This is a genomic window from Enterobacter sp. BIDMC92 (genome assembly GCF_001030225.1).
Classification (GTDB): domain Bacteria; phylum Pseudomonadota; class Gammaproteobacteria; order Enterobacterales; family Enterobacteriaceae; genus Enterobacter; species Enterobacter sichuanensis.
In genome coordinates, this window is record NZ_KQ087598.1 from 1,571,791 (window position 1) to 1,588,836 (window position 17,046).

Sequence of the window (17,046 nt, forward strand, 5' to 3'; positions counted from 1 at the left end):
ACTCCTTACGCGCTCAGCAGCTGCTGCATGTCTTCTTCAACGGTGGTCACGGAACGCAGACCGAATTTTTCATTCAGTACGGCCAGCAGGTCCGGTGTCAGGAAGCCTGGCGCAGTCGGGCCGGTGACGATGTTGGTTACGCCCAGCGAAAGCAGGGTCAGCAGGATCACGATGGCCTTCTGCTCAAACCAGGAGAGCACAAGAGACAGCGGCAGATCGTTTACGCCACAGCCCAGTTTTTCCGCCAGGGTGACCGCCAGAATGATGGCTGAATAGGCATCGTTACACTGACCGGCATCCACCAGACGCGGCAGACCTTCGATATTGCCGAAGTCCAGTTTGTTGAAACGGTATTTACCGCAGGCCAAAGTCAGGATCAGGCAATCTTCCGGCACGCGGGTGGCGAAGTCGGTGAAGTAGTTACGCTCGCCGCGCGCGCCGTCGCAGCCGCCGATCAGGAAGATATGACGCAGTTTTTCACGGCTGACGAGATCAATCAGGGAATCTGCAGCGCCGAGCAGGGTTTCGCGACCGAAGCCAACGGTGATGAGATGTGGGATCTCGCTGTACGGGAAGCCGGCCATCTGCTGCGCCTGCGCAATCACCGGACCGAAATCGTCACCTTCGAGGTGGCTCACGCCCGGCCAGCCAACGATGCTGCGGGTCCAGATGCGGTCGTCATATGCGCCGACAGTCGGGTCGATGATGCAGTTTGAGGTCATCACAACAGGACCCGGGAAGCGGGCGAACTCGACCTGCTGGTTCTGCCAGCCGCTGCCGTAGTTACCGATCAGATGCGTAAATTTACGCAGCTCCGGATAGCCGTGCGCCGGTAGCATTTCCCCGTGGGTATAGACGTTAACGCCGGTGCCTTCGGTTTGTTTCAGCAGGTTGTAGAGATCTTTCAGGTCATGACCGGAGATCAGAATGCATTTGCCTTTGGTCGCTTTGACGTTGACCTGGGTTGGTGTTGGGTGCCCATAGGTGCTGGTTTCACCGGCATCCAGAATGCTCATCACACGGAAGTTCATCTGGCCGATTTCCATGGCGCATTCCAGCAGCGCATTCATATCGGCAGGCCAGGTCCCCAGCCACGCCATAATGTTGTGGTACTGGGCGTAAATCTCATTGTCGTACTGACCCAGAACGTGCGCGTGCTCCATATACGCCGCAGCGCCTTTCAGACCGTACAGGCACAGCAGGCGCAGGCCGAGAATGTTCTCACCAATCACGGCTTTGTCTTTATTTGGGGTGAATTCCGCCGCCTGACGCTGCAACTCGCCCAGATCGTCACTCACCAGCTGAAGTTCAGACATCGGGTTTTCCACGCGGGCGCTCGCATCCGCCTTCAGGCACTGCGCTTTCAGCGCTTCACGCAGGGCAATTGCTTCGCGGGCATACCCGACGATGCGCGGGGAGTCGAAGTTGACGTTGGTCAGCGTGGAAAAGAAGGCGCGCGGGGCGAAGCTGTCGACGTGGTGGTCGGTGATGCCGTATTCCCGGGCTTTGGATGCCCATGCGGAAAGGCCTTGCAGGGCCGCAATCAGCAGGTCCTGCAGGTCAGATGTTTCTGCGGTTTTGCCGCACATACCCTGTGCGTAAGAGCAGCCATTGCCTGCCGGGGTACGGATGGTTTGTTCACATTGCACACAAAACATAATCACACCTGTTAAAGTTATATTTGATATACATGTTTAAGGTTATGCCTGTGTCAGAACGGTGAAAAGGGCTTTCTGTGACAAAATAGAGGGAGCTTGATTTAGCGCAATTTTGGCGGCAGGTTCGCTACCGCCAAAGAGGTATCAGGCAGAGAAGAGTGCCATCAGAACGGGAACCAGCAGGCTTAAAATAAAGCCGTGAACAATGGCGGCGGGGACCATCTCCAGTCCGCCAGAACGCTGCAGTACCGGGAGGGTAAAGTCCATAGACGTCGCGCCGCAAAGCCCCAGCGCGGTAGAGCGGCTGCGGCGCACCAGGCCCGGGATTAGCATGATAGCAAGCAGCTCACGCGCCAGATCGTTAAAGAAGGCGGCGCTGCCAATCACCGGACCGAAGGACTCGGTCAGCAGAATGCCGGAGAGGGAGTACCAGCCAAAACCTGACGCCATGGCCAGACCGGTTTTCAGTGGCAGGTCGAGAATAAAAGCGTTAATCACGCCCGCCACCATAGAACTGGCGATAACAATAACCGCGACCATCATTCCCCGACGATTGAGGACAATTTGCTTCAGGGTCATGCCATTATTTCGCAACTGGATACCAATCAGGAACAGCAGGAAGATCAGCGTATATTCGCTGGCCTCTGTCGCGTGCTGTAAAAACGCCCAGCCGGTCAGCCCAAGAAGAAAACCGAGCACCACGACTCCGCACAGTTTTAATGATTCCAGCGCCATCGCTATGCGGGACGGAAGTTTTTCCTGATGGTGGTGGTTTTTCCACGGAATAGTGCGTTCAAGCCAGAACAATGCAGCAATATTGCACAGCAAAATAACCACAACAGTGACCGCAGAATAATGCAGGATCGCCAGCAGATTGGTCGCCAGGTTATCCAGAAAGGCCAGGCTTATTCCCATAAAAAAAAGAATGACGTAAACAATCCAGCTGAGAAAACGGTTAATCAGCCGTAAGGCGGATTCCTGATGCAGTGGGATAAGATAGCCCACAATCAGGGGCAGCAGAATAATGAGGAGTCCTGAAAACATGAACAGCCGGTCCTTGTGAGTATCTGTTGAGCGCCAGAGACACTACCCAATAAAGGCTGTCAGGTAAAGGAGCAATAAAAAAGCCGGGTGGCGGCTACGTCTTACCCGGCCTACAACGTGCACTCTCACGTAGGTCGGGTAAGCGTTAGCGCCACCCGACACCGAGTGCTATTAATCGCGTTTTTCCAGCAGGGTGCGATACAGCACGCCGCCCAGAATACCGCCGACGATAGGCATGACCCAGAACAGCCACAGCTGCTCCAGCGCCCAGCCACCCTGGAAGATAGCCACTGCGGTACTGCGCGCCGGGTTAACGGAGGTGTTAGTGACCGGAATGGAGATCAGGTGGATAAGCGTCAATGCCAGACCAATGGCAATCGGTGCGAAACCAGCAGGCGCGTATTTGTCGGTTGCGCCGTGGATCACCAGCAGGAAACCAGCGGTCAGCACAATTTCAATCACGATAGCCGACAGCATGGAATAACCGCCCGGAGAGTGTTCGCCGAAGCCGTTAGAGGCGAAACCGCTGGCTGCCGCGTCGAAGCCCGCTTTACCGCTGGCGATGACGTACAGAACGGCTGCGGCAATAATCCCGCCCACCACCTGGGCGACGATATAACCGATCACCTCTTTCGCCGGGAAACGACCGCCGGCCCATAAACCCAACGTCACGGCCGGGTTAAAATGACCACCGGAAATATGACCCACGGCAAAGGCCATGGTTAATACGGTTAAACCAAAGGCCAGCGCCACGCCGACAAAACCAATACCTAATTCCGGGAATGCTGCTGCCAGAACGGCGCTACCGCAGCCACCAAATACCAGCCAGAATGTACCAAAGCATTCTGCTGCCAATTTTCTAAACATAACCACCTCAACATAATTTCCGCACGCTTTCCCGCATGCGGGATATATCGCCATAAAGGGATGACGACTCAAAGAGCCTGTATTTTAAAAACCAATAACATCCCTTCGCCACTTAAATAAATTTGTTTAATTTGATTTAAGGCAATGTGATGTCAATCCTTGTTCAAACTGGAGGTGAATAGAGCATAGTCCAATTTGCGGACAATAGTTTGTTGTGCTGTTGACACTATTTCAAATGAAACCTGCCACGGAAATTCTTAATTTTTCGTGCTTGCGCAGAATAATCAGGACCTCTGGCAGTGTTCTGCGCGGCATCCTCCCGCTATACTGCTGATAACTTAAAGGAAAAAGTGATCATTTCGCGGGGGACTTATGCTTCTCGAACGAGTGGAAATTGTCGGGTTTCGCGGTATTAACCGCCTGTCGCTGCAGCTGGAGCAGAACAACGTCCTGATCGGCGAGAACGCGTGGGGTAAGTCCAGCCTGCTGGATGCGCTGACGTTGCTGCTTTCGCCCGAAGACGATCTGTATCACTTCGTCCAGGACGATTTCTGGTTTCCGCCCGGTGATGTCAATGGCCGCGAGAAGCACCTGCATATCATCCTGACGTTCCGGGAATCCGAACCGGGCCGTCACCGCGTGCGGCGCTTCCGTCCGCTGTCACCCTGCTGGGTGCCGTGCGATGACGGCTTCCACCGGATTTTCTATCGGCTGGAAGGGGAGATGGCGGAGAACGAAGGCGTACTCACGCTGCGTGAGTTTCTCGACGAAAAAGCCAATCCTATCCCGCTGGACAATATTGACGATCTGGCCCGCCACCTGATCCGCCTGACGCCGGTATTACGCTTGCGCGATGCGCGTTTTATGCGGCGTATTCGTAACGGTACCGTACCGAATATGCCGGAAGTGGAAGTCACCGCCCGCGAGTTGGATTTTCTGGCGCGGGAGCTGGTGTCTCGTCCACAAAATCTGACCGATGGTCAAATCCGCCAGGGGTTGTCCGCGATGGTACAACTGCTGGAGCACTATTTTTCCGAGCAGGGGACCTCGGAGTCCCGCCATCGTCTGATGCGCCGCCGCTCTCATGATGAGCAACGAAGCTGGCGCTATCTCGATATCATTAACCGAATGATTGACCGACCCGGCGGGCGTACGCATCGGGTGATTTTGCTGGGGCTGTTCTCCACGCTTCTGCAGGCCAAAGGCACCGTCCGTCTTGACCGGGACGCCCGACCGCTGTTGCTGGTGGAAGATCCTGAAACCCGCCTGCATCCCATTATGCTCTCCGTGGCATGGCATCTGCTGAATCTGCTGCCGCTCCAGCGCATTACGACCACCAACTCCGGTGAGCTATTATCCCTGACGCCGGTTGAACACGTCTGTCGTCTGGTGCGTGAATCCTCCCGTGTCACCGCTTACCGACTGGGGCCGGGCGGCATGAACGCGGAAGACGGGCGGCGCATCGCGTTTCATATCCGCTTTAACCGGGCGTCATCGCTCTTTGCCCGCTGCTGGCTGCTGGTGGAAGGAGAGACGGAAACCTGGGTCATTAACGAGCTGGCGCGCCAGTGTGGTCACCATTTTGATGCGGAAGGCATTAAGGTGATCGAATTCGCCCAGTCGGGATTAAAGCCGTTGATTAAATTCGCACGCCGGATGGGGATCGAGTGGCACGTCCTGGTCGACGGTGATGAGGCGGGCAAAAAATATGCCTCGACCGTGCGTAGCCTGCTCAATAACGAGCGGGAAGAAGAGCGCGACCATTTAACTATGCTGCCCGCGATGGACATGGAGCACTTTATGTATCGTCAGGGGTTCGACGACGTATTCCACCGAATTGCCATGGTGCCTGTCGATGTCCCGATGAACATGCGGCGCGTGATCGCCAAAGCCATTCATCGTTCGTCAAAACCGGATTTAGCCATTGAAGTGGCGACAGAAGCGGGAAGGCGGGGCGTGGAGGCGGTACCGACTCTGCTACGTAAGATGTTTTCCCGCGTGCTGTGGCTGGCGCGCGGGAAAGCGGATTAGCGTTGGGTTGCCTGATTGACCTGCTGAATCAGGCTATCCAGCAGTTCATAACGACGGCGATACTCGGCGCGCTTTTTGCTCGCGATCTCTTCCATCGGTTTACGCGGCATGACAAGCGGCAGCAGGAAGTGACCATTATCCTGTTTTTCACCGCCGATCGAGACCCAGAAACTATCGTAATCAGCCAGCAGTTTCCCCTCTTTTTTCTTGCGGTAACGCCAGCTGCGATAGATGTGTGTGGCGTTACTGACGGCAACGATCTGCTCGACCGGGAAAGCGGTGCCAAGCGTCATCGCGGCTTCCAGCAGCAGACGTTTCGGGAACAGACCGTGACAGGCTTTCGTCGCCCCCTGGATCAGTTCATGGGGAACGTGCGCTTTTGCGCCCTGTAGACCACCGATGAACAGCGTCGTTTTTCCTGCAAACTGGCAGAGCGTAAAGGTCATTTCCGCCAGCACCGTGTTGTGCCTGTCGCAGAAGGCGAGTGTGGCTTCCCCTTCTTTATCCAGGAACGCATCAGCGCACAGACGAACGGTGAACTGCTGTTCCTCTTTGCCGGTTAAGGTCAGCAGGGTGTAACCTGGCTTAGAAAGATAACCCGCAAGCAGCGTCGCAGGAAGCTGGCGGCTCAGGGTCTGATAGTGCCAGTTAAGCGATTCCAGCGCATGCTGACGATCCATCTTCACCGTCAGCCAGGGGCGATGCAGCCGGCACGGCAGTCCTGGCTGGACCTGCAGCATCTGCATCAGACGCGGTTGCTTAGCAAGGCTCGTTAACAGGCGCGCGGTGCTAATGGGCGTCGCCAGCGAACGTAACATGAATTTACGTCGATAGGCGGGGTTCTGCCACGCCAGCCCTGGCGTGAGCGTACCGAAAGCCAGATTTTTGAAGAGCTGCCAGCCCGATTTAGGCTGTGGCAGGCTGGAAAAAGGTGTATCGACGATGGAAGACATGATAGATCCTGCTTCTTGATGAATATCTCCATTTCAGCAGGCGAACGTTCAACGTCTCGTAAACAAATTGTGACGATTTCAGGGAACGGGGGTTTCGTTGAGGAGTCGTTTAGTTAGAATCAACATTTATTATTGCCAGAACATTTAATTGGAATATTTATGAACCTTAAGGGAAAACGCAGAACGCTGTTTCTGCTGCTGGCGGTCGTGGTATTAGCCGGTGGGTACTGGCTATGGCAAGTGCTTAATGCGCCTGTGCCACAGTATCAGACATTGATTGTTCGTCCTGGCGAACTGCAGCAAAACGTCCTCGCGACGGGCAAGCTGGATGCCCTGCGCAAGGTTGACGTGGGTGCCCAGGTGAGCGGCCAGTTGAAAACGCTGTCGGTAGAGATTGGCGATAAGGTGAAAAAAGGCCAGCTGCTTGGGGTTATCGATCCTGAACAGGCTGAGAACCAGATCCGCGAGGTGGAAGCCACGCTGATGGAGCTGCGCGCTCAGCGCGCCCAGGCGCTGGCAGAGCGCAACCTGGCTCAGGTCACACTCACCCGCCAGCAGGCGCTGGCGAAAACCCAGGCCATTTCGAAACAAGATTTAGATACGGCCACCACAGAGCTGGCGGTAAAACAGGCGCAGATTGGCACCATCGACGCGCAAATCAAACGCAACCAGGCCTCGCTGGATACGGCGAAAACCAACCTCGACTATACGCAAATCGTCGCGCCGATGGCTGGCGAAGTCACCCAGATCACCACCCTGCAGGGGCAGACGGTGATTGCCGCGCAGCAGGCGCCAAACATCCTGACGCTGGCGGACATGAGCACCATGCTGGTCAAAGCTCAGGTCTCCGAGGCGGACGTTATCCATCTCAAACCGGGGCAAAACGCCTGGTTTACGGTGCTGGGGGATCCGCAGACCCGCTACGAAGGCGTGCTGAAAGATATTCTGCCGACGCCGGAAAAGGTTAACGACGCCATCTTCTACTATGCCCGTTTTGAAGTGCCGAACCCGCAGGGCGTGCTGCGTCTGGACATGACCGCGCAGGTGCATATCCAACTGACCGGCGTGAAGAACGTGCTGACCATTCCCCTCTCTGCGCTGGGCGAGTCCGCCGGGGATAACCGCTATAAAGTCAAAGTGCTGCGCAACGGGGAAACGCGCGAGCGTGAAGTAGTGATTGGCGCGCGCAACGACACCGATGTGGTGGTGGTGAAAGGGCTGGAAGAGGGTGAGGAGGTTGTCATCAGCGAAAACCTGCCCGGAGCCGCGAAATGACGGCGCTGCTTGAGCTGAACGACATTCGTCGCAGCTACCCCTCGGGCGATGGCCCGGTGGAGGTGCTGAAAGGCATCTCCCTGCGCGTAGAGGCGGGTGAGATGGTGGCGATTGTTGGCGCATCGGGATCCGGTAAATCGACGCTGATGAACATTCTCGGCTGTCTGGATAAACCGACCAGCGGCACCTATCGCGTGGCCGGAACGGACATCTCCACGCTGGACGGCGACGCGCTGGCAAAGCTGCGTCGGGAGCACTTCGGCTTTATCTTCCAGCGTTACCATCTGCTCTCTCACCTCAATGCGGCGCAGAACGTCGAAGTGCCGGCAGTCTATGCCGGCGTGGAGCGGAAAAAGCGTCTTGAGCGCGCGCAGATGCTGCTGACGCGTCTGGGGCTGGCGGAGCGGGTGGAGTATCAGCCCTCACAGCTTTCAGGCGGCCAGCAGCAGCGCGTAAGTATTGCCCGTGCCCTGATGAACGGCGGGCAGGTGATCCTCGCGGATGAACCCACCGGGGCGCTCGATAGCCATTCCGGCGAAGAGGTGATGGCGATCCTCCACCAGCTGCGCGATCAGGGACACACGGTGATTATCGTGACGCATGACCCACAGGTGGCGGCGCAGGCGGAACGCATTATTGAGATCCACGACGGCGAGCTGGTCAGCAATCCGCCGCCGGGAGCGTCCAGAGCGGCGGCGACGAAAGAAGCGCTACCGCCGTCCACCGGCTGGGGACAATTCTCTAGCGGCTTTCGTGAAGCGCTTGCCATGGCCTGGCTGGCGATGGCAGCGAATAAAATGCGCACCCTGCTCACCATGCTCGGCATCATTATCGGTATCGCCTCGGTGGTATCGATTGTGGTGGTGGGCGACGCGGCCAAGCAGCTGGTGCTGGCCGATATCCGCGCGATTGGCACCAATACCATTGACGTCTATCCCGGCAAAGACTTTGGCGACGACGAGCCGCAGTATCAGCAGTCCCTGAAATATGACGATCTGGCGGCGATTCAGAAGCAGCCGTGGGTCAACTCGGCTACGCCGGCCGTGTCGCAAAATTTGCGCCTGCGCGTGGGTAACGTGGACGTTGCCGCCAGCGCGAACGGCGTCAGCGGGGACTATTTCAACGTTTACGGTATGACCTTCAGTGAAGGTGCGACCTTCAATGCCGAACAGCTGGCAGGCAGGGCGCAGGTGGTGGTCCTGGACGCGAACTCACGCAGACAGCTTTTCCCTAATAAAGCGAATGTGGTGGGGGAAGTAATCCTGGTCGGCAACATGCCGGCTACGGTCATCGGCGTGGCGGAAGAGAAGCAGTCGATGTTTGGCAGCAGCAAGATCCTGCGCGTCTGGCTGCCCTATACCACCATCTCCGGGCGGATTATGGGGCAGTCCTGGCTTAACTCCATCACCGTGCGCGTGAAGGAGGGCTACGACAGCGCGCTGGCTGAACAGCAGCTTGAGCGGCTGTTAACCCTGCGCCACGGGAAGAAGGATTTCTTCACCTGGAATATGGACGGCCTCTTGAAAACGGCGGAAAAGACCACACGTACTCTTCAGTTGTTCCTCACGCTGGTGGCGGTCATTTCGCTGGTCGTTGGCGGTATCGGGGTGATGAATATCATGCTGGTATCGGTGACCGAACGCACCCGTGAGATTGGTATCCGCATGGCGGTCGGGGCCAGAGCCAGCGATGTCCTGCAACAGTTTTTGATTGAAGCTGTGCTGGTGTGTCTGGTGGGGGGCGCGATGGGCATTGCGCTCTCGATGATGATCGCATTTGCGCTGCAGCTCTTTTTACCCGGCTGGGAAATTGGCTTCTCACCGGTGGCCATTCTTACCGCGTTTTTGTGTTCAACCTTTACCGGCATTTTGTTTGGCTGGTTACCCGCCCGCAATGCGGCGCGGCTGGATCCGGTGGATGCTCTGGCCCGTGAATAGGCTGAAAATAAAAATGCCAGCCGATCGGGCTGGCATTTTGACTGCGGGATGTACACAATAAAACAGAGAGCTATGCAACCGTCTCTGCTTCAATGGGTACGATAAGGCTTGCGTGATTGCCTTTGGGTCCCTGGTGTACATCGAACCGGACGGACTGCCCGGCTTTGAGCGTTCTGTAACCATCCATCTGAATGGTGGAATAGTGAGCGAAGATATCCTCGCCGCCGCCTTCGGGGCAGATGAAGCCAAACCCTTTGGCGTTGTTGAACCACTTAACAGTACCCATTTCCATGCTTCGACATCCTTCGTAAATCTTATAAGTTAAGATGGAATGAACCGGTGGTGGAGTGGGGGCTGTTCAAAACCTCGCCATCTCACGCTTGTACAATTTAGAGAAACGAAAGAAGTCGTCAAGCGTTTGGCGCTGGAGATGGGACAATAATCAACCAAAGTTTGAAGCAGTTAACGCTATTGCAACAGTTTGTGACAGACATCGCGGATGACAGTAATAGATGATTGTTATCTAACATCTGAGGTAGATTCAAAGTGGTTATGCAAAATGGGTAAGACCAACGACTGGCTGGATTTTGACCAGCTGGCGGAAGACAAAGTGCGTGACGCGCTAAAACCGCCATCTATGTATAAAGTTATGTTAATGAACGATGATTACACGCCGATGGAATTTGTTATTGACGTGCTACAAAAGTTCTTTTCTTATGATGTAGAACGTGCAACGCAACTGATGCTTACCGTTCATTATCGTGGCAAAGCTATCTGCGGCATCTTCACAGCCGAAGTGGCGGAAACCAAAGTGGCGATGGTGAACGACTATGCGAGGGAGAACGAGCATCCGTTGCTGTGTACGCTGGAAAAGGCCTGATAAGGCATAAAATTGGGGGAGGTGCCTATGCTCAATCAAGAACTGGAACTCAGTTTAAACATGGCTTTCGCCAGAGCGCGTGAGCACCGACATGAGTTTATGACCGTCGAGCACCTGTTGCTCGCACTGCTTAGCAACCCATCTGCCCGCGAAGCGCTGGAAGCCTGCTCCGTGGATCTGGTGGCGCTACGTCAGGAACTCGAAGCCTTCATCGAACAAACCACACCGGTGCTGCCAGCCAGTGAAGAGGAGCGCGACACGCAGCCGACGCTCAGCTTCCAGCGTGTGCTGCAGCGCGCGGTATTTCACGTCCAGTCTTCCGGACGTAGCGAAGTGACTGGCGCAAACGTCTTAGTCGCCATCTTCAGCGAGCAGGAGTCACAGGCTGCCTACCTGCTGCGCAAACACGAAGTCAGCCGACTCGATGTGGTTAACTTTATTTCTCACGGAACGCGCAAAGACGAGCCTAACCAGGCATCGGATTCCAGCAATCAGGTCAATAACAATGAAGAGCAAGCAGGCGGGGAGGATCGTATGGAAAACTTCACCACCAACCTTAATCAGCTTGCTCGCGTTGGCGGTATCGACCCGCTGATTGGTCGCGATAAAGAGCTGGAGCGTGCGATCCAGGTATTATGCCGTCGCCGCAAGAACAACCCGCTGCTGGTGGGGGAATCTGGCGTAGGTAAAACCGCGATTGCCGAAGGTCTTGCCTGGCGCATTGTGCAGGGCGATGTGCCGGAAGTGATTGCCGATTGCACCATCTACTCGCTGGATATTGGCTCACTGCTGGCGGGCACGAAATACCGTGGTGATTTTGAAAAACGCTTCAAGGCGCTGTTAAAACAGCTGGAGCAGGACACCAACAGCATCCTGTTTATCGATGAGATCCACACCATCATCGGTGCCGGTGCGGCCTCCGGTGGCCAGGTGGATGCCGCAAACCTGATCAAACCGCTGCTCTCCAGCGGCAAGATCCGCGTGATTGGCTCCACCACCTACCAGGAGTTCAGCAACATCTTTGAGAAAGATCGTGCGCTGGCGCGCCGCTTCCAGAAAATCGACGTGACCGAACCGTCTGTCGAGGAAACGGTGCAGATCATCAACGGCCTGAAACCGAAGTACGAAGCGCACCACGACGTGCGTTATACCGCGAAAGCGGTGCGTGCGGCGGTGGAGCTGGCGGTGAAATACATCAACGACCGTCATCTGCCGGATAAGGCGATCGACGTCATTGATGAGGCAGGGGCGCGTGCGCGTCTGATGCCGGCCAGCAAGCGTAAGAAAACCGTTAACGTGGCGGATATTGAGTCCGTGGTGGCCCGTATTGCGCGCATTCCTGAGAAGAGCGTCTCTCAGAGCGACCGCGACACGCTGCGTACCCTTGGCAACCGCCTGAAAATGCTGGTCTTTGGTCAGGATAAAGCCATTGAGGCCTTAACCGAAGCGATCAAGATGGCCCGCGCCGGGCTGGGGCATGAGCATAAACCTGTTGGTTCCTTCCTGTTCGCCGGCCCAACCGGCGTGGGGAAAACCGAGGTGACGGTTCAGCTCTCCAAAGCGCTGGGCATTGAGCTGCTGCGCTTTGATATGTCCGAGTATATGGAGCGTCACACCGTCAGTCGTTTGATCGGTGCGCCTCCGGGTTACGTGGGCTTTGACCAGGGCGGGCTGCTCACCGACGCGGTGATCAAGCATCCGCACGCGGTACTGCTGCTTGATGAAATCGAGAAAGCGCACCCGGACGTGTTCAACATCCTGCTGCAGGTGATGGACAACGGGACGCTGACCGACAACAACGGACGCAAGGCGGACTTCCGCAACGTGGTGCTGGTGATGACCACCAACGCCGGGGTACGTGAAACCGAGCGTAAATCCATCGGTCTTATCCACCAGGATAACAGCACCGATGCGATGGAAGAGATCAAGAAGATCTTCACGCCGGAGTTCCGTAACCGTCTGGACAACATTATCTGGTTCGATCACCTGTCTACCGAGGTGATCCATCAGGTGGTGGATAAGTTCATCGTCGAGCTGCAGGTTCAGTTGGATCAGAAAGGCGTGTCGCTGGAAGTGAGCCAGGAGGCCCGCAACTGGCTGGCCGAGAAAGGCTATGACCGTGCGATGGGGGCCCGTCCGATGGCGCGTGTGATTCAGGATAACCTGAAGAAACCGTTGGCGAACGAGCTGCTGTTTGGCTCGCTGGTGGACGGCGGTCAGGTGACCGTGGCGCTGGATCAGGCGAAGAACGAACTGACGTACGATTTCCAGAGTGCGGCGAAGCACAAGCCGGAAGCGGCTCACTAAGTGGAAAGTTAAACGTAAAAACCGGGCACAGGCCCGGTTTTTTTATGCCTGGTCCTGGAAAATCAGAGCCGTATCTGCTTTCAGGGTGCGGTTTTTTCTGCCAGGCGAGGATCAAAAATAAACGGGAGTGGCTTAACCGTACCCAGTACCTGATGAAACGCCGGATGTAATGGATTAAGTATGGCGTTATTTTCGTAAGGAATAATGCAGGAAGGCAGGATAAGCGCCAGCGCGCTGCGGGATTGTAGCCAACCGGCGCCCAGATCCATCGTTGAGACCGGTGCCGGGTTTTCCTGCCAGTCATCGGGCAGCCATGCTTTGTCCAGATAATCAATCTGCTCATCCGGGATATCGATGCTAAACAGCTGGTACTGATTCAGCACGGTGTCTTTTTTGACATGTACCAGAATTTCCAGCGATGCCAGCGAGATGGCGGTGGAAACATACACGGCAGGATGCCCCTTATGATTCCAGCGCCCGCCATACTGGTTTGCACCGCCTCCACTCCACGCTTCGCTGGCGTAGCGTCCCGTCACCAGCCGATAAAAAATCATGCAAACACACCGTGTTCAAGCCGACCAATCAAATCGGTCACTTCCAGCGCGCCGGTTTCTGTCGCAATTAAATCGACAGGTGCTCTGTTCCCTAACCCTCGCACCGGAGATTGCAGCCAGGTCCAGGCGTCGTCTTTACTGCCAAAGTAATCGACGGCAGCATCCAGCACCCGAACGAAACGCGCCACGCGTTCGCTTTCATCTGGGGTCAGCGTACGGCCCGCGCTTTTGCGGCGCGCGACGTTACGCTCGTTAATCCCCGTCACGCGCAGGATGTCCGCTTTCGACATCGCCGTCCACTCGTGGATATTGTCGAGGACGCTTACGGGTAACCCCTGATTGAGATACTCAACCAACCGCATACCCCGGTTTGCCGGTAACCCCGCAAATCGCCAGAGCGCGTTATCAGCAGGCTTCTGCGCAGGAACCCATGTTCTCATTTTTACCTCCTGATGATTGTCATTTGTCATGGTTTATTATAGACATTTGTCAGAAGGTAGGAAGTGATTGTTTTACGCAGGGGTAAATAAAGGAAGGCGGGCTATGATCCTAATTTTTAATTGAAGTGTAATGAACTGATTTTCAATGATAATTTAATGGCTGTAAAAAAGAGGGTGAGAAAAGCGTTTTTAGATTTTTTGTATGAAAATCATAAAGTTGTTTAGATAATATTTCAGTGCACTGCCGTACAGGCAGCTTAGAAATTACCGTCCGGAACCATATGATCGCAGTACTGGTGCACTGTTGTATCCGGGTTGTTCGCGGATGGATCAACTATCACGGCATCTCAGATAATAAAAGGCGAGTGGGACAGTTCATCTACCAGAGCAAGCGAATCATCTACAGATGGTTTAACCGCAAAGTTCTGCGGAGGGGCCTGACCGGGTAACCGGCGGGTCTACTCACCCGGAACCCCAATATACAGGCTTGCCGTACAATCACTGACGCCCTAACGCGGCGTACCCATCCATCATGTGCAAAATAGTGTATCCTGTGTCCACAGGTTAAACAGAAAGAAGGTCGGTGCCAGTGGAAGAACATGATCTACACGCGTCAGGTTTTACAAAAAAGGAAATCATAAGGATTAAACGTTACCTTGAAACTGGTGATTCACTGGACAGGGTTCTGTTAGATCTTTCCCGTTACTTCAAAATGTTCGTTTGGGTCACAATTATTATGACCGTGATTACCATTCTCAGTTTCATTTTAGGCAGCACCGTACAGGCAATCTCAAGCGCGATAGCAGCAGTTTTCCTGTTTGTTGTTTTTCTCCTGGTGATGCCTGTTAAAGTTGGTTATAAATCCTGGAAGCTATTGAGAACGTATGTTAGCGATTTTGATCGTCGTGGGTGAGTCGCTCCAGTACCACCTTTGCATTGACTCCCCACCCTAAAACTTTCATGCTTAATTTGCCGGAAGATATCTGAATAACCGCCAGGCCTCGGCTTTGCCTGTCAATCCGAACACACCATAGACGCTTGCCGCTAAAGTAGTGGCATTGTAAACGCCAAGACCAACATCACGACTAAATCCCTTGAACTCAGCAATGGGCATCGCGCTGTCTGCGAACATCCCCTGTGAGGCAGGTGCATTCAGCAATTGCCTGGCCGCTTCTCTGGATATCGTATTAAAAGCGTCACCGATGAGGATAGCTCCCAAGCTTACGGGCTTCGAGATTTATCATAGTGTCAGCCCACTGGCGCCTGTTCTGACCAGGAAAAAGCGCGATATCCATCAAAACATCCTTATGTATGATCCATAAACACAATTGGACTTAAATTTATGGCAGATGCATAAAGCTCGATGCAACCATTTTTTAGAGAGCAGGAGCAAGAGGTTACCCCTGGGTTCACCGGGCTAGTCTGGTCAGTACATTGGGGGTCTACGACGGAACCCCAGAAAATTCCGTCACTTAAGCTAAAAAACATCTGATTTGCATGACACTGAATAAATGGCGGGTTATTTGACAGATTCCAGCATTTGAACCGTCGTTTTAATCGTTGTCACCCAACTGGTCGTTTGTGTGACAAGAGCCTGTCAGCAATTCTGTGTAACTGCCACGGAATATCGCAGCAAGTGCACTGCCGGGCAGGCAGCATAAAAAAGCAAATAAAGAGGTTTTACATACTACCGCGTCGCCTGGCGGCGCTACGCTTGCGCAGGCCTACAATGTGTTGTGCAATTTTGGCGTGTAGGCTGGGTAAGCGCAGCGCCACCCGGCAAGAAAGGCGACTGTATAGTTAAGGGGAGGGTTTTCCATAAATTTAAGGCCGGGAAGAACCCGACCTTATTTAATATTCATCTGCCATTACAGGCGAAAACAATTAGCGACTACGGAAGACAATGCGGCCTTTGCTCAGGTCGTACGGGGTCAGTTCAACAGTCACTTTGTCGCCCGTCAAAATGCGGATGTAGTTTTTGCGCATTTTACCGGAGATGTGCGCAGTTACCACGTGACCGTTTTCCAGCTCTACGCGAAACATGGTATTAGGCAACGTATCAAGTACGGTACCCTGCATTTCAATATTGTCTTCTTTGGCCATCTAATCCTCTGGGGTATCACTACCAAGTTTTGAACCGGCAAGATAATGCCGAAATTCATCTATTAAGTAAAGAATTGCGCGATTAAAACGCAGCAAAACAGTTTCGGCGCATTGCCCAAGCGTCACGGTACAACCGAACAGGAAGCGCATTCGTAAAGGGGAGACAACAGGATAAACGTCAGGACGTTATCTGAAGCGAGGGTCCCAAACGGCGGCGGGGCAACAGGCAGAAGCTACTCTGCGGCATAATTATAACACCCTCACAAAAAATATGCGGAAAACATTTAGGCATAGGGCATAAAGAGCGTTCTCGGGACCCAGAAGTCGCGCGGGAGCTTCTCCTGACGGCTGGCATCCAGATGCCCGATATACTGGCGTCGCGGGATTTCAACGGCACCCAGCGAGGCCGTGTGTTCGTTGAGCACCTGACAATCGATCAGGCGTCCGCCGCATTGGGCAAAGGCCTGGCAGAAAACCAGCAGCGCGGTTTTCGAGGCGTTGACCGAACGAGAAAACATCGACTCGCCACAAAACAGCGTCCCCTGCGCCACGCCGTACATGCCGCCGACGAGCGTCCCATCTTGCCAGACCTCGATAGAGTGGGCGTAACCCAGCTCATGCAACTGGTGATAGGCGGTAATGATATCGCGGGTTATCCATGTCCCTTCATAGCGGTCTTCAGCACAGCCTTCTATAACCTGACCAAAGGCGTGATTCAGGGTGACACGGTACGGTGATTTTGCATGGAAACGCTTCATGCTGCGGCTCAGGTGAAACTGCTCTGGCCACAGCACGGCGCGGGGATCGGGAGACCACCATAAAATCGGGTCGCCGGGGGAAAACCACGGGAAAATGCCGCGCTGGTACGCCATTAATAGCCGCGCAGGGCTAAGGTCACCGCCAAGGGCCAGCAGCCCATTGGGCTCGCGCAGCGCCCCCTCCGGCGAAGGGAACGCGATATTATGACGAGAAAGCTGGACCAGGCGCATGACAGCAA

The 17,046-nt window shown here is 54.8% G+C and carries 16 protein-coding genes and 1 pseudogene; 7 read left to right on the plus strand and 10 right to left on the minus strand.

What is annotated here, in order from left to right; genetic code table 11:
- Positions 1-5 precede the first annotated feature (5 nt).
- From hcp to aqpZ, 3 genes are all read right to left on the minus strand, one after another.
- Positions 6-1,658 carry a hydroxylamine reductase gene (gene hcp, locus SP99_RS07185; protein ID WP_047958142.1) on the minus strand — a complete coding sequence of 551 codons (1,653 nt, stop codon included), beginning with the start codon at positions 1,656-1,658 and terminating at the stop codon, positions 6-8.
- A gap of 144 nt (positions 1,659-1,802) precedes the next feature.
- Positions 1,803-2,702: a LysO family transporter gene (locus tag SP99_RS07190; RefSeq protein ID WP_025756039.1), complete on the minus strand. Its 900-nt coding sequence runs from the start codon at positions 2,700-2,702 to the stop codon at positions 1,803-1,805.
- 171 nt (positions 2,703-2,873) lie between these two features.
- Positions 2,874-3,569, minus strand: coding sequence for an aquaporin Z (gene aqpZ / locus SP99_RS07195; RefSeq protein ID WP_013097330.1), 696 nt, complete (start codon positions 3,567-3,569; stop codon positions 2,874-2,876).
- Between the two features lie 372 nt (positions 3,570-3,941).
- Between aqpZ and SP99_RS07200 the strand changes: the two genes are divergently transcribed.
- On the plus strand, positions 3,942-5,600 hold the full coding sequence (locus SP99_RS07200) for an ATP-dependent endonuclease (protein ID WP_047958143.1): 1,659 nt from the start codon (positions 3,942-3,944) through the stop codon (positions 5,598-5,600).
- Here SP99_RS07200 and SP99_RS07205 read toward each other — a convergent pair.
- Positions 5,597-6,553: a VirK/YbjX family protein gene (locus SP99_RS07205; protein ID WP_047958144.1), complete on the minus strand. Its 957-nt coding sequence runs from the start codon at positions 6,551-6,553 to the stop codon at positions 5,597-5,599. The two genes, SP99_RS07200 and SP99_RS07205, sit on opposite strands and share 4 nt — an antisense overlap.
- Positions 6,554-6,712: 159 nt before the next feature.
- On the opposite strand from SP99_RS07205, the gene macA reads away from it, so the two are divergent.
- Entirely contained in the window at positions 6,713-7,828 is a 1,116-nt protein-coding gene (gene macA, locus SP99_RS07210) for a macrolide transporter subunit MacA (RefSeq protein ID WP_047958145.1), read from the plus strand.
- A complete protein-coding gene (gene macB / locus SP99_RS07215; protein WP_047958146.1) occupies positions 7,825-9,765 on the plus strand; it encodes a macrolide ABC transporter ATP-binding protein/permease MacB in 1,941 nt (646 codons plus the stop codon). Before macA ends, macB begins: the two co-directional genes overlap by 4 nt.
- A gap of 70 nt (positions 9,766-9,835) precedes the next feature.
- Here the strand turns inward: macB and cspD are convergent, their stop codons facing one another.
- Positions 9,836-10,057: a cold shock-like protein CspD gene (cspD, locus tag SP99_RS07220; RefSeq protein ID WP_008499993.1), complete on the minus strand. Its 222-nt coding sequence runs from the start codon at positions 10,055-10,057 to the stop codon at positions 9,836-9,838.
- 267 nt (positions 10,058-10,324) lie between these two features.
- On the opposite strand from cspD, the gene clpS reads away from it, so the two are divergent.
- Both clpS and clpA read left to right on the plus strand, forming a co-directional pair.
- The gene (gene clpS, locus SP99_RS07225) at positions 10,325-10,645 is read left to right on the plus strand and encodes an ATP-dependent Clp protease adapter ClpS (RefSeq protein WP_006174393.1); all 321 of its coding nucleotides are present in this window, start codon (positions 10,325-10,327) and stop codon (positions 10,643-10,645) included.
- 27 nt (positions 10,646-10,672) lie between these two features.
- Positions 10,673-12,952, plus strand: a complete 2,280-nt coding sequence (gene clpA / locus SP99_RS07230) for an ATP-dependent Clp protease ATP-binding subunit ClpA (RefSeq protein WP_014831269.1) — start codon at positions 10,673-10,675, stop codon at positions 12,950-12,952.
- Positions 12,953-13,032: 80 nt separating this feature from the next.
- On the opposite strand, the gene SP99_RS07235 is transcribed toward clpA, so the two are convergent.
- Together SP99_RS07235 and parS are read right to left on the minus strand one after the other, a co-directional pair.
- The gene (locus SP99_RS07235) at positions 13,033-13,506 is read right to left on the minus strand and encodes an RES family NAD+ phosphorylase (protein WP_047958147.1); all 474 of its coding nucleotides are present in this window, start codon (positions 13,504-13,506) and stop codon (positions 13,033-13,035) included.
- The gene (gene parS, locus SP99_RS07240) at positions 13,503-13,946 is read right to left on the minus strand and encodes a type II RES/Xre toxin-antitoxin system antitoxin (RefSeq protein ID WP_025756031.1); all 444 of its coding nucleotides are present in this window, start codon (positions 13,944-13,946) and stop codon (positions 13,503-13,505) included. The genes SP99_RS07235 and parS overlap by 4 nt, the downstream gene beginning before the upstream one ends.
- A gap of 236 nt (positions 13,947-14,182) precedes the next feature.
- Between parS and SP99_RS25315 the strand changes: the two are divergent.
- Together SP99_RS25315 and SP99_RS07245 are read left to right on the plus strand one after the other, a co-directional pair.
- A pseudogene (locus tag SP99_RS25315) lies at positions 14,183-14,389 on the plus strand (group II intron maturase-specific domain-containing protein); the annotation flags it as partial.
- Between the two features lie 146 nt (positions 14,390-14,535).
- Positions 14,536-14,859 carry a hypothetical protein gene (locus SP99_RS07245; protein WP_050597145.1) on the plus strand — a complete coding sequence of 108 codons (324 nt, stop codon included), beginning with the start codon at positions 14,536-14,538 and terminating at the stop codon, positions 14,857-14,859.
- A 51-nt stretch (positions 14,860-14,910) separates the two neighbouring features.
- Here the strand turns inward: SP99_RS07245 and SP99_RS23620 are convergent, their stop codons facing one another.
- From SP99_RS23620 to aat, 3 genes are all read right to left on the minus strand, one after another.
- Entirely contained in the window at positions 14,911-15,165 is a 255-nt protein-coding gene (locus SP99_RS23620) for a DUF4225 domain-containing protein (protein ID WP_072049117.1), read from the minus strand.
- Between the two features lie 665 nt (positions 15,166-15,830).
- Positions 15,831-16,049, minus strand: a complete 219-nt coding sequence (gene infA / locus SP99_RS07255; RefSeq protein WP_002211347.1) for a translation initiation factor IF-1 — start codon at positions 16,047-16,049, stop codon at positions 15,831-15,833.
- 284 nt (positions 16,050-16,333) lie between these two features.
- On the minus strand, positions 16,334-17,038 hold the full coding sequence (gene aat, locus SP99_RS07260; RefSeq protein ID WP_025756028.1) for a leucyl/phenylalanyl-tRNA--protein transferase: 705 nt from the start codon (positions 17,036-17,038) through the stop codon (positions 16,334-16,336).
- Positions 17,039-17,046 lie beyond the last annotated feature (8 nt).

What these genes read in the sequence shown, in the direction of transcription:
- SP99_RS07200 (WP_047958143.1), top strand. Translation starts at nt 3,942, where the DNA reads ATGCTTCTCGAACGAGTGGAAATTGTCGGGTTTCGCGGTATTAACCGC.
- macB (WP_047958146.1), top strand. Translation starts at nt 7,825, where the DNA reads ATGACGGCGCTGCTTGAGCTGAACGACATTCGTCGCAGCTACCCCTCG.
- clpA (WP_014831269.1), top strand. Translation starts at nt 10,673, where the DNA reads ATGCTCAATCAAGAACTGGAACTCAGTTTAAACATGGCTTTCGCCAGA.
- SP99_RS07190 (WP_025756039.1), bottom strand. Translation starts at nt 2,702, where the DNA reads ATGTTTTCAGGACTCCTCATTATTCTGCTGCCCCTGATTGTGGGCTAT.
- clpS (WP_006174393.1), top strand. Translation starts at nt 10,325, where the DNA reads ATGGGTAAGACCAACGACTGGCTGGATTTTGACCAGCTGGCGGAAGAC.
- infA (WP_002211347.1), bottom strand. Translation starts at nt 16,049, where the DNA reads ATGGCCAAAGAAGACAATATTGAAATGCAGGGTACCGTACTTGATACG.
- cspD (WP_008499993.1), bottom strand. Translation starts at nt 10,057, where the DNA reads ATGGAAATGGGTACTGTTAAGTGGTTCAACAACGCCAAAGGGTTTGGC.
- macA (WP_047958145.1), top strand. Translation starts at nt 6,713, where the DNA reads ATGAACCTTAAGGGAAAACGCAGAACGCTGTTTCTGCTGCTGGCGGTC.
- aat (WP_025756028.1), bottom strand. Translation starts at nt 17,038, where the DNA reads ATGCGCCTGGTCCAGCTTTCTCGTCATAATATCGCGTTCCCTTCGCCG.
- parS (WP_025756031.1), bottom strand. Translation starts at nt 13,946, where the DNA reads ATGAGAACATGGGTTCCTGCGCAGAAGCCTGCTGATAACGCGCTCTGG.
- aqpZ (WP_013097330.1), bottom strand. Translation starts at nt 3,569, where the DNA reads ATGTTTAGAAAATTGGCAGCAGAATGCTTTGGTACATTCTGGCTGGTA.
- hcp (WP_047958142.1), bottom strand. Translation starts at nt 1,658, where the DNA reads ATGTTTTGTGTGCAATGTGAACAAACCATCCGTACCCCGGCAGGCAAT.
- SP99_RS07205 (WP_047958144.1), bottom strand. Translation starts at nt 6,553, where the DNA reads ATGTCTTCCATCGTCGATACACCTTTTTCCAGCCTGCCACAGCCTAAA.
- SP99_RS07235 (WP_047958147.1), bottom strand. Translation starts at nt 13,506, where the DNA reads ATGATTTTTTATCGGCTGGTGACGGGACGCTACGCCAGCGAAGCGTGG.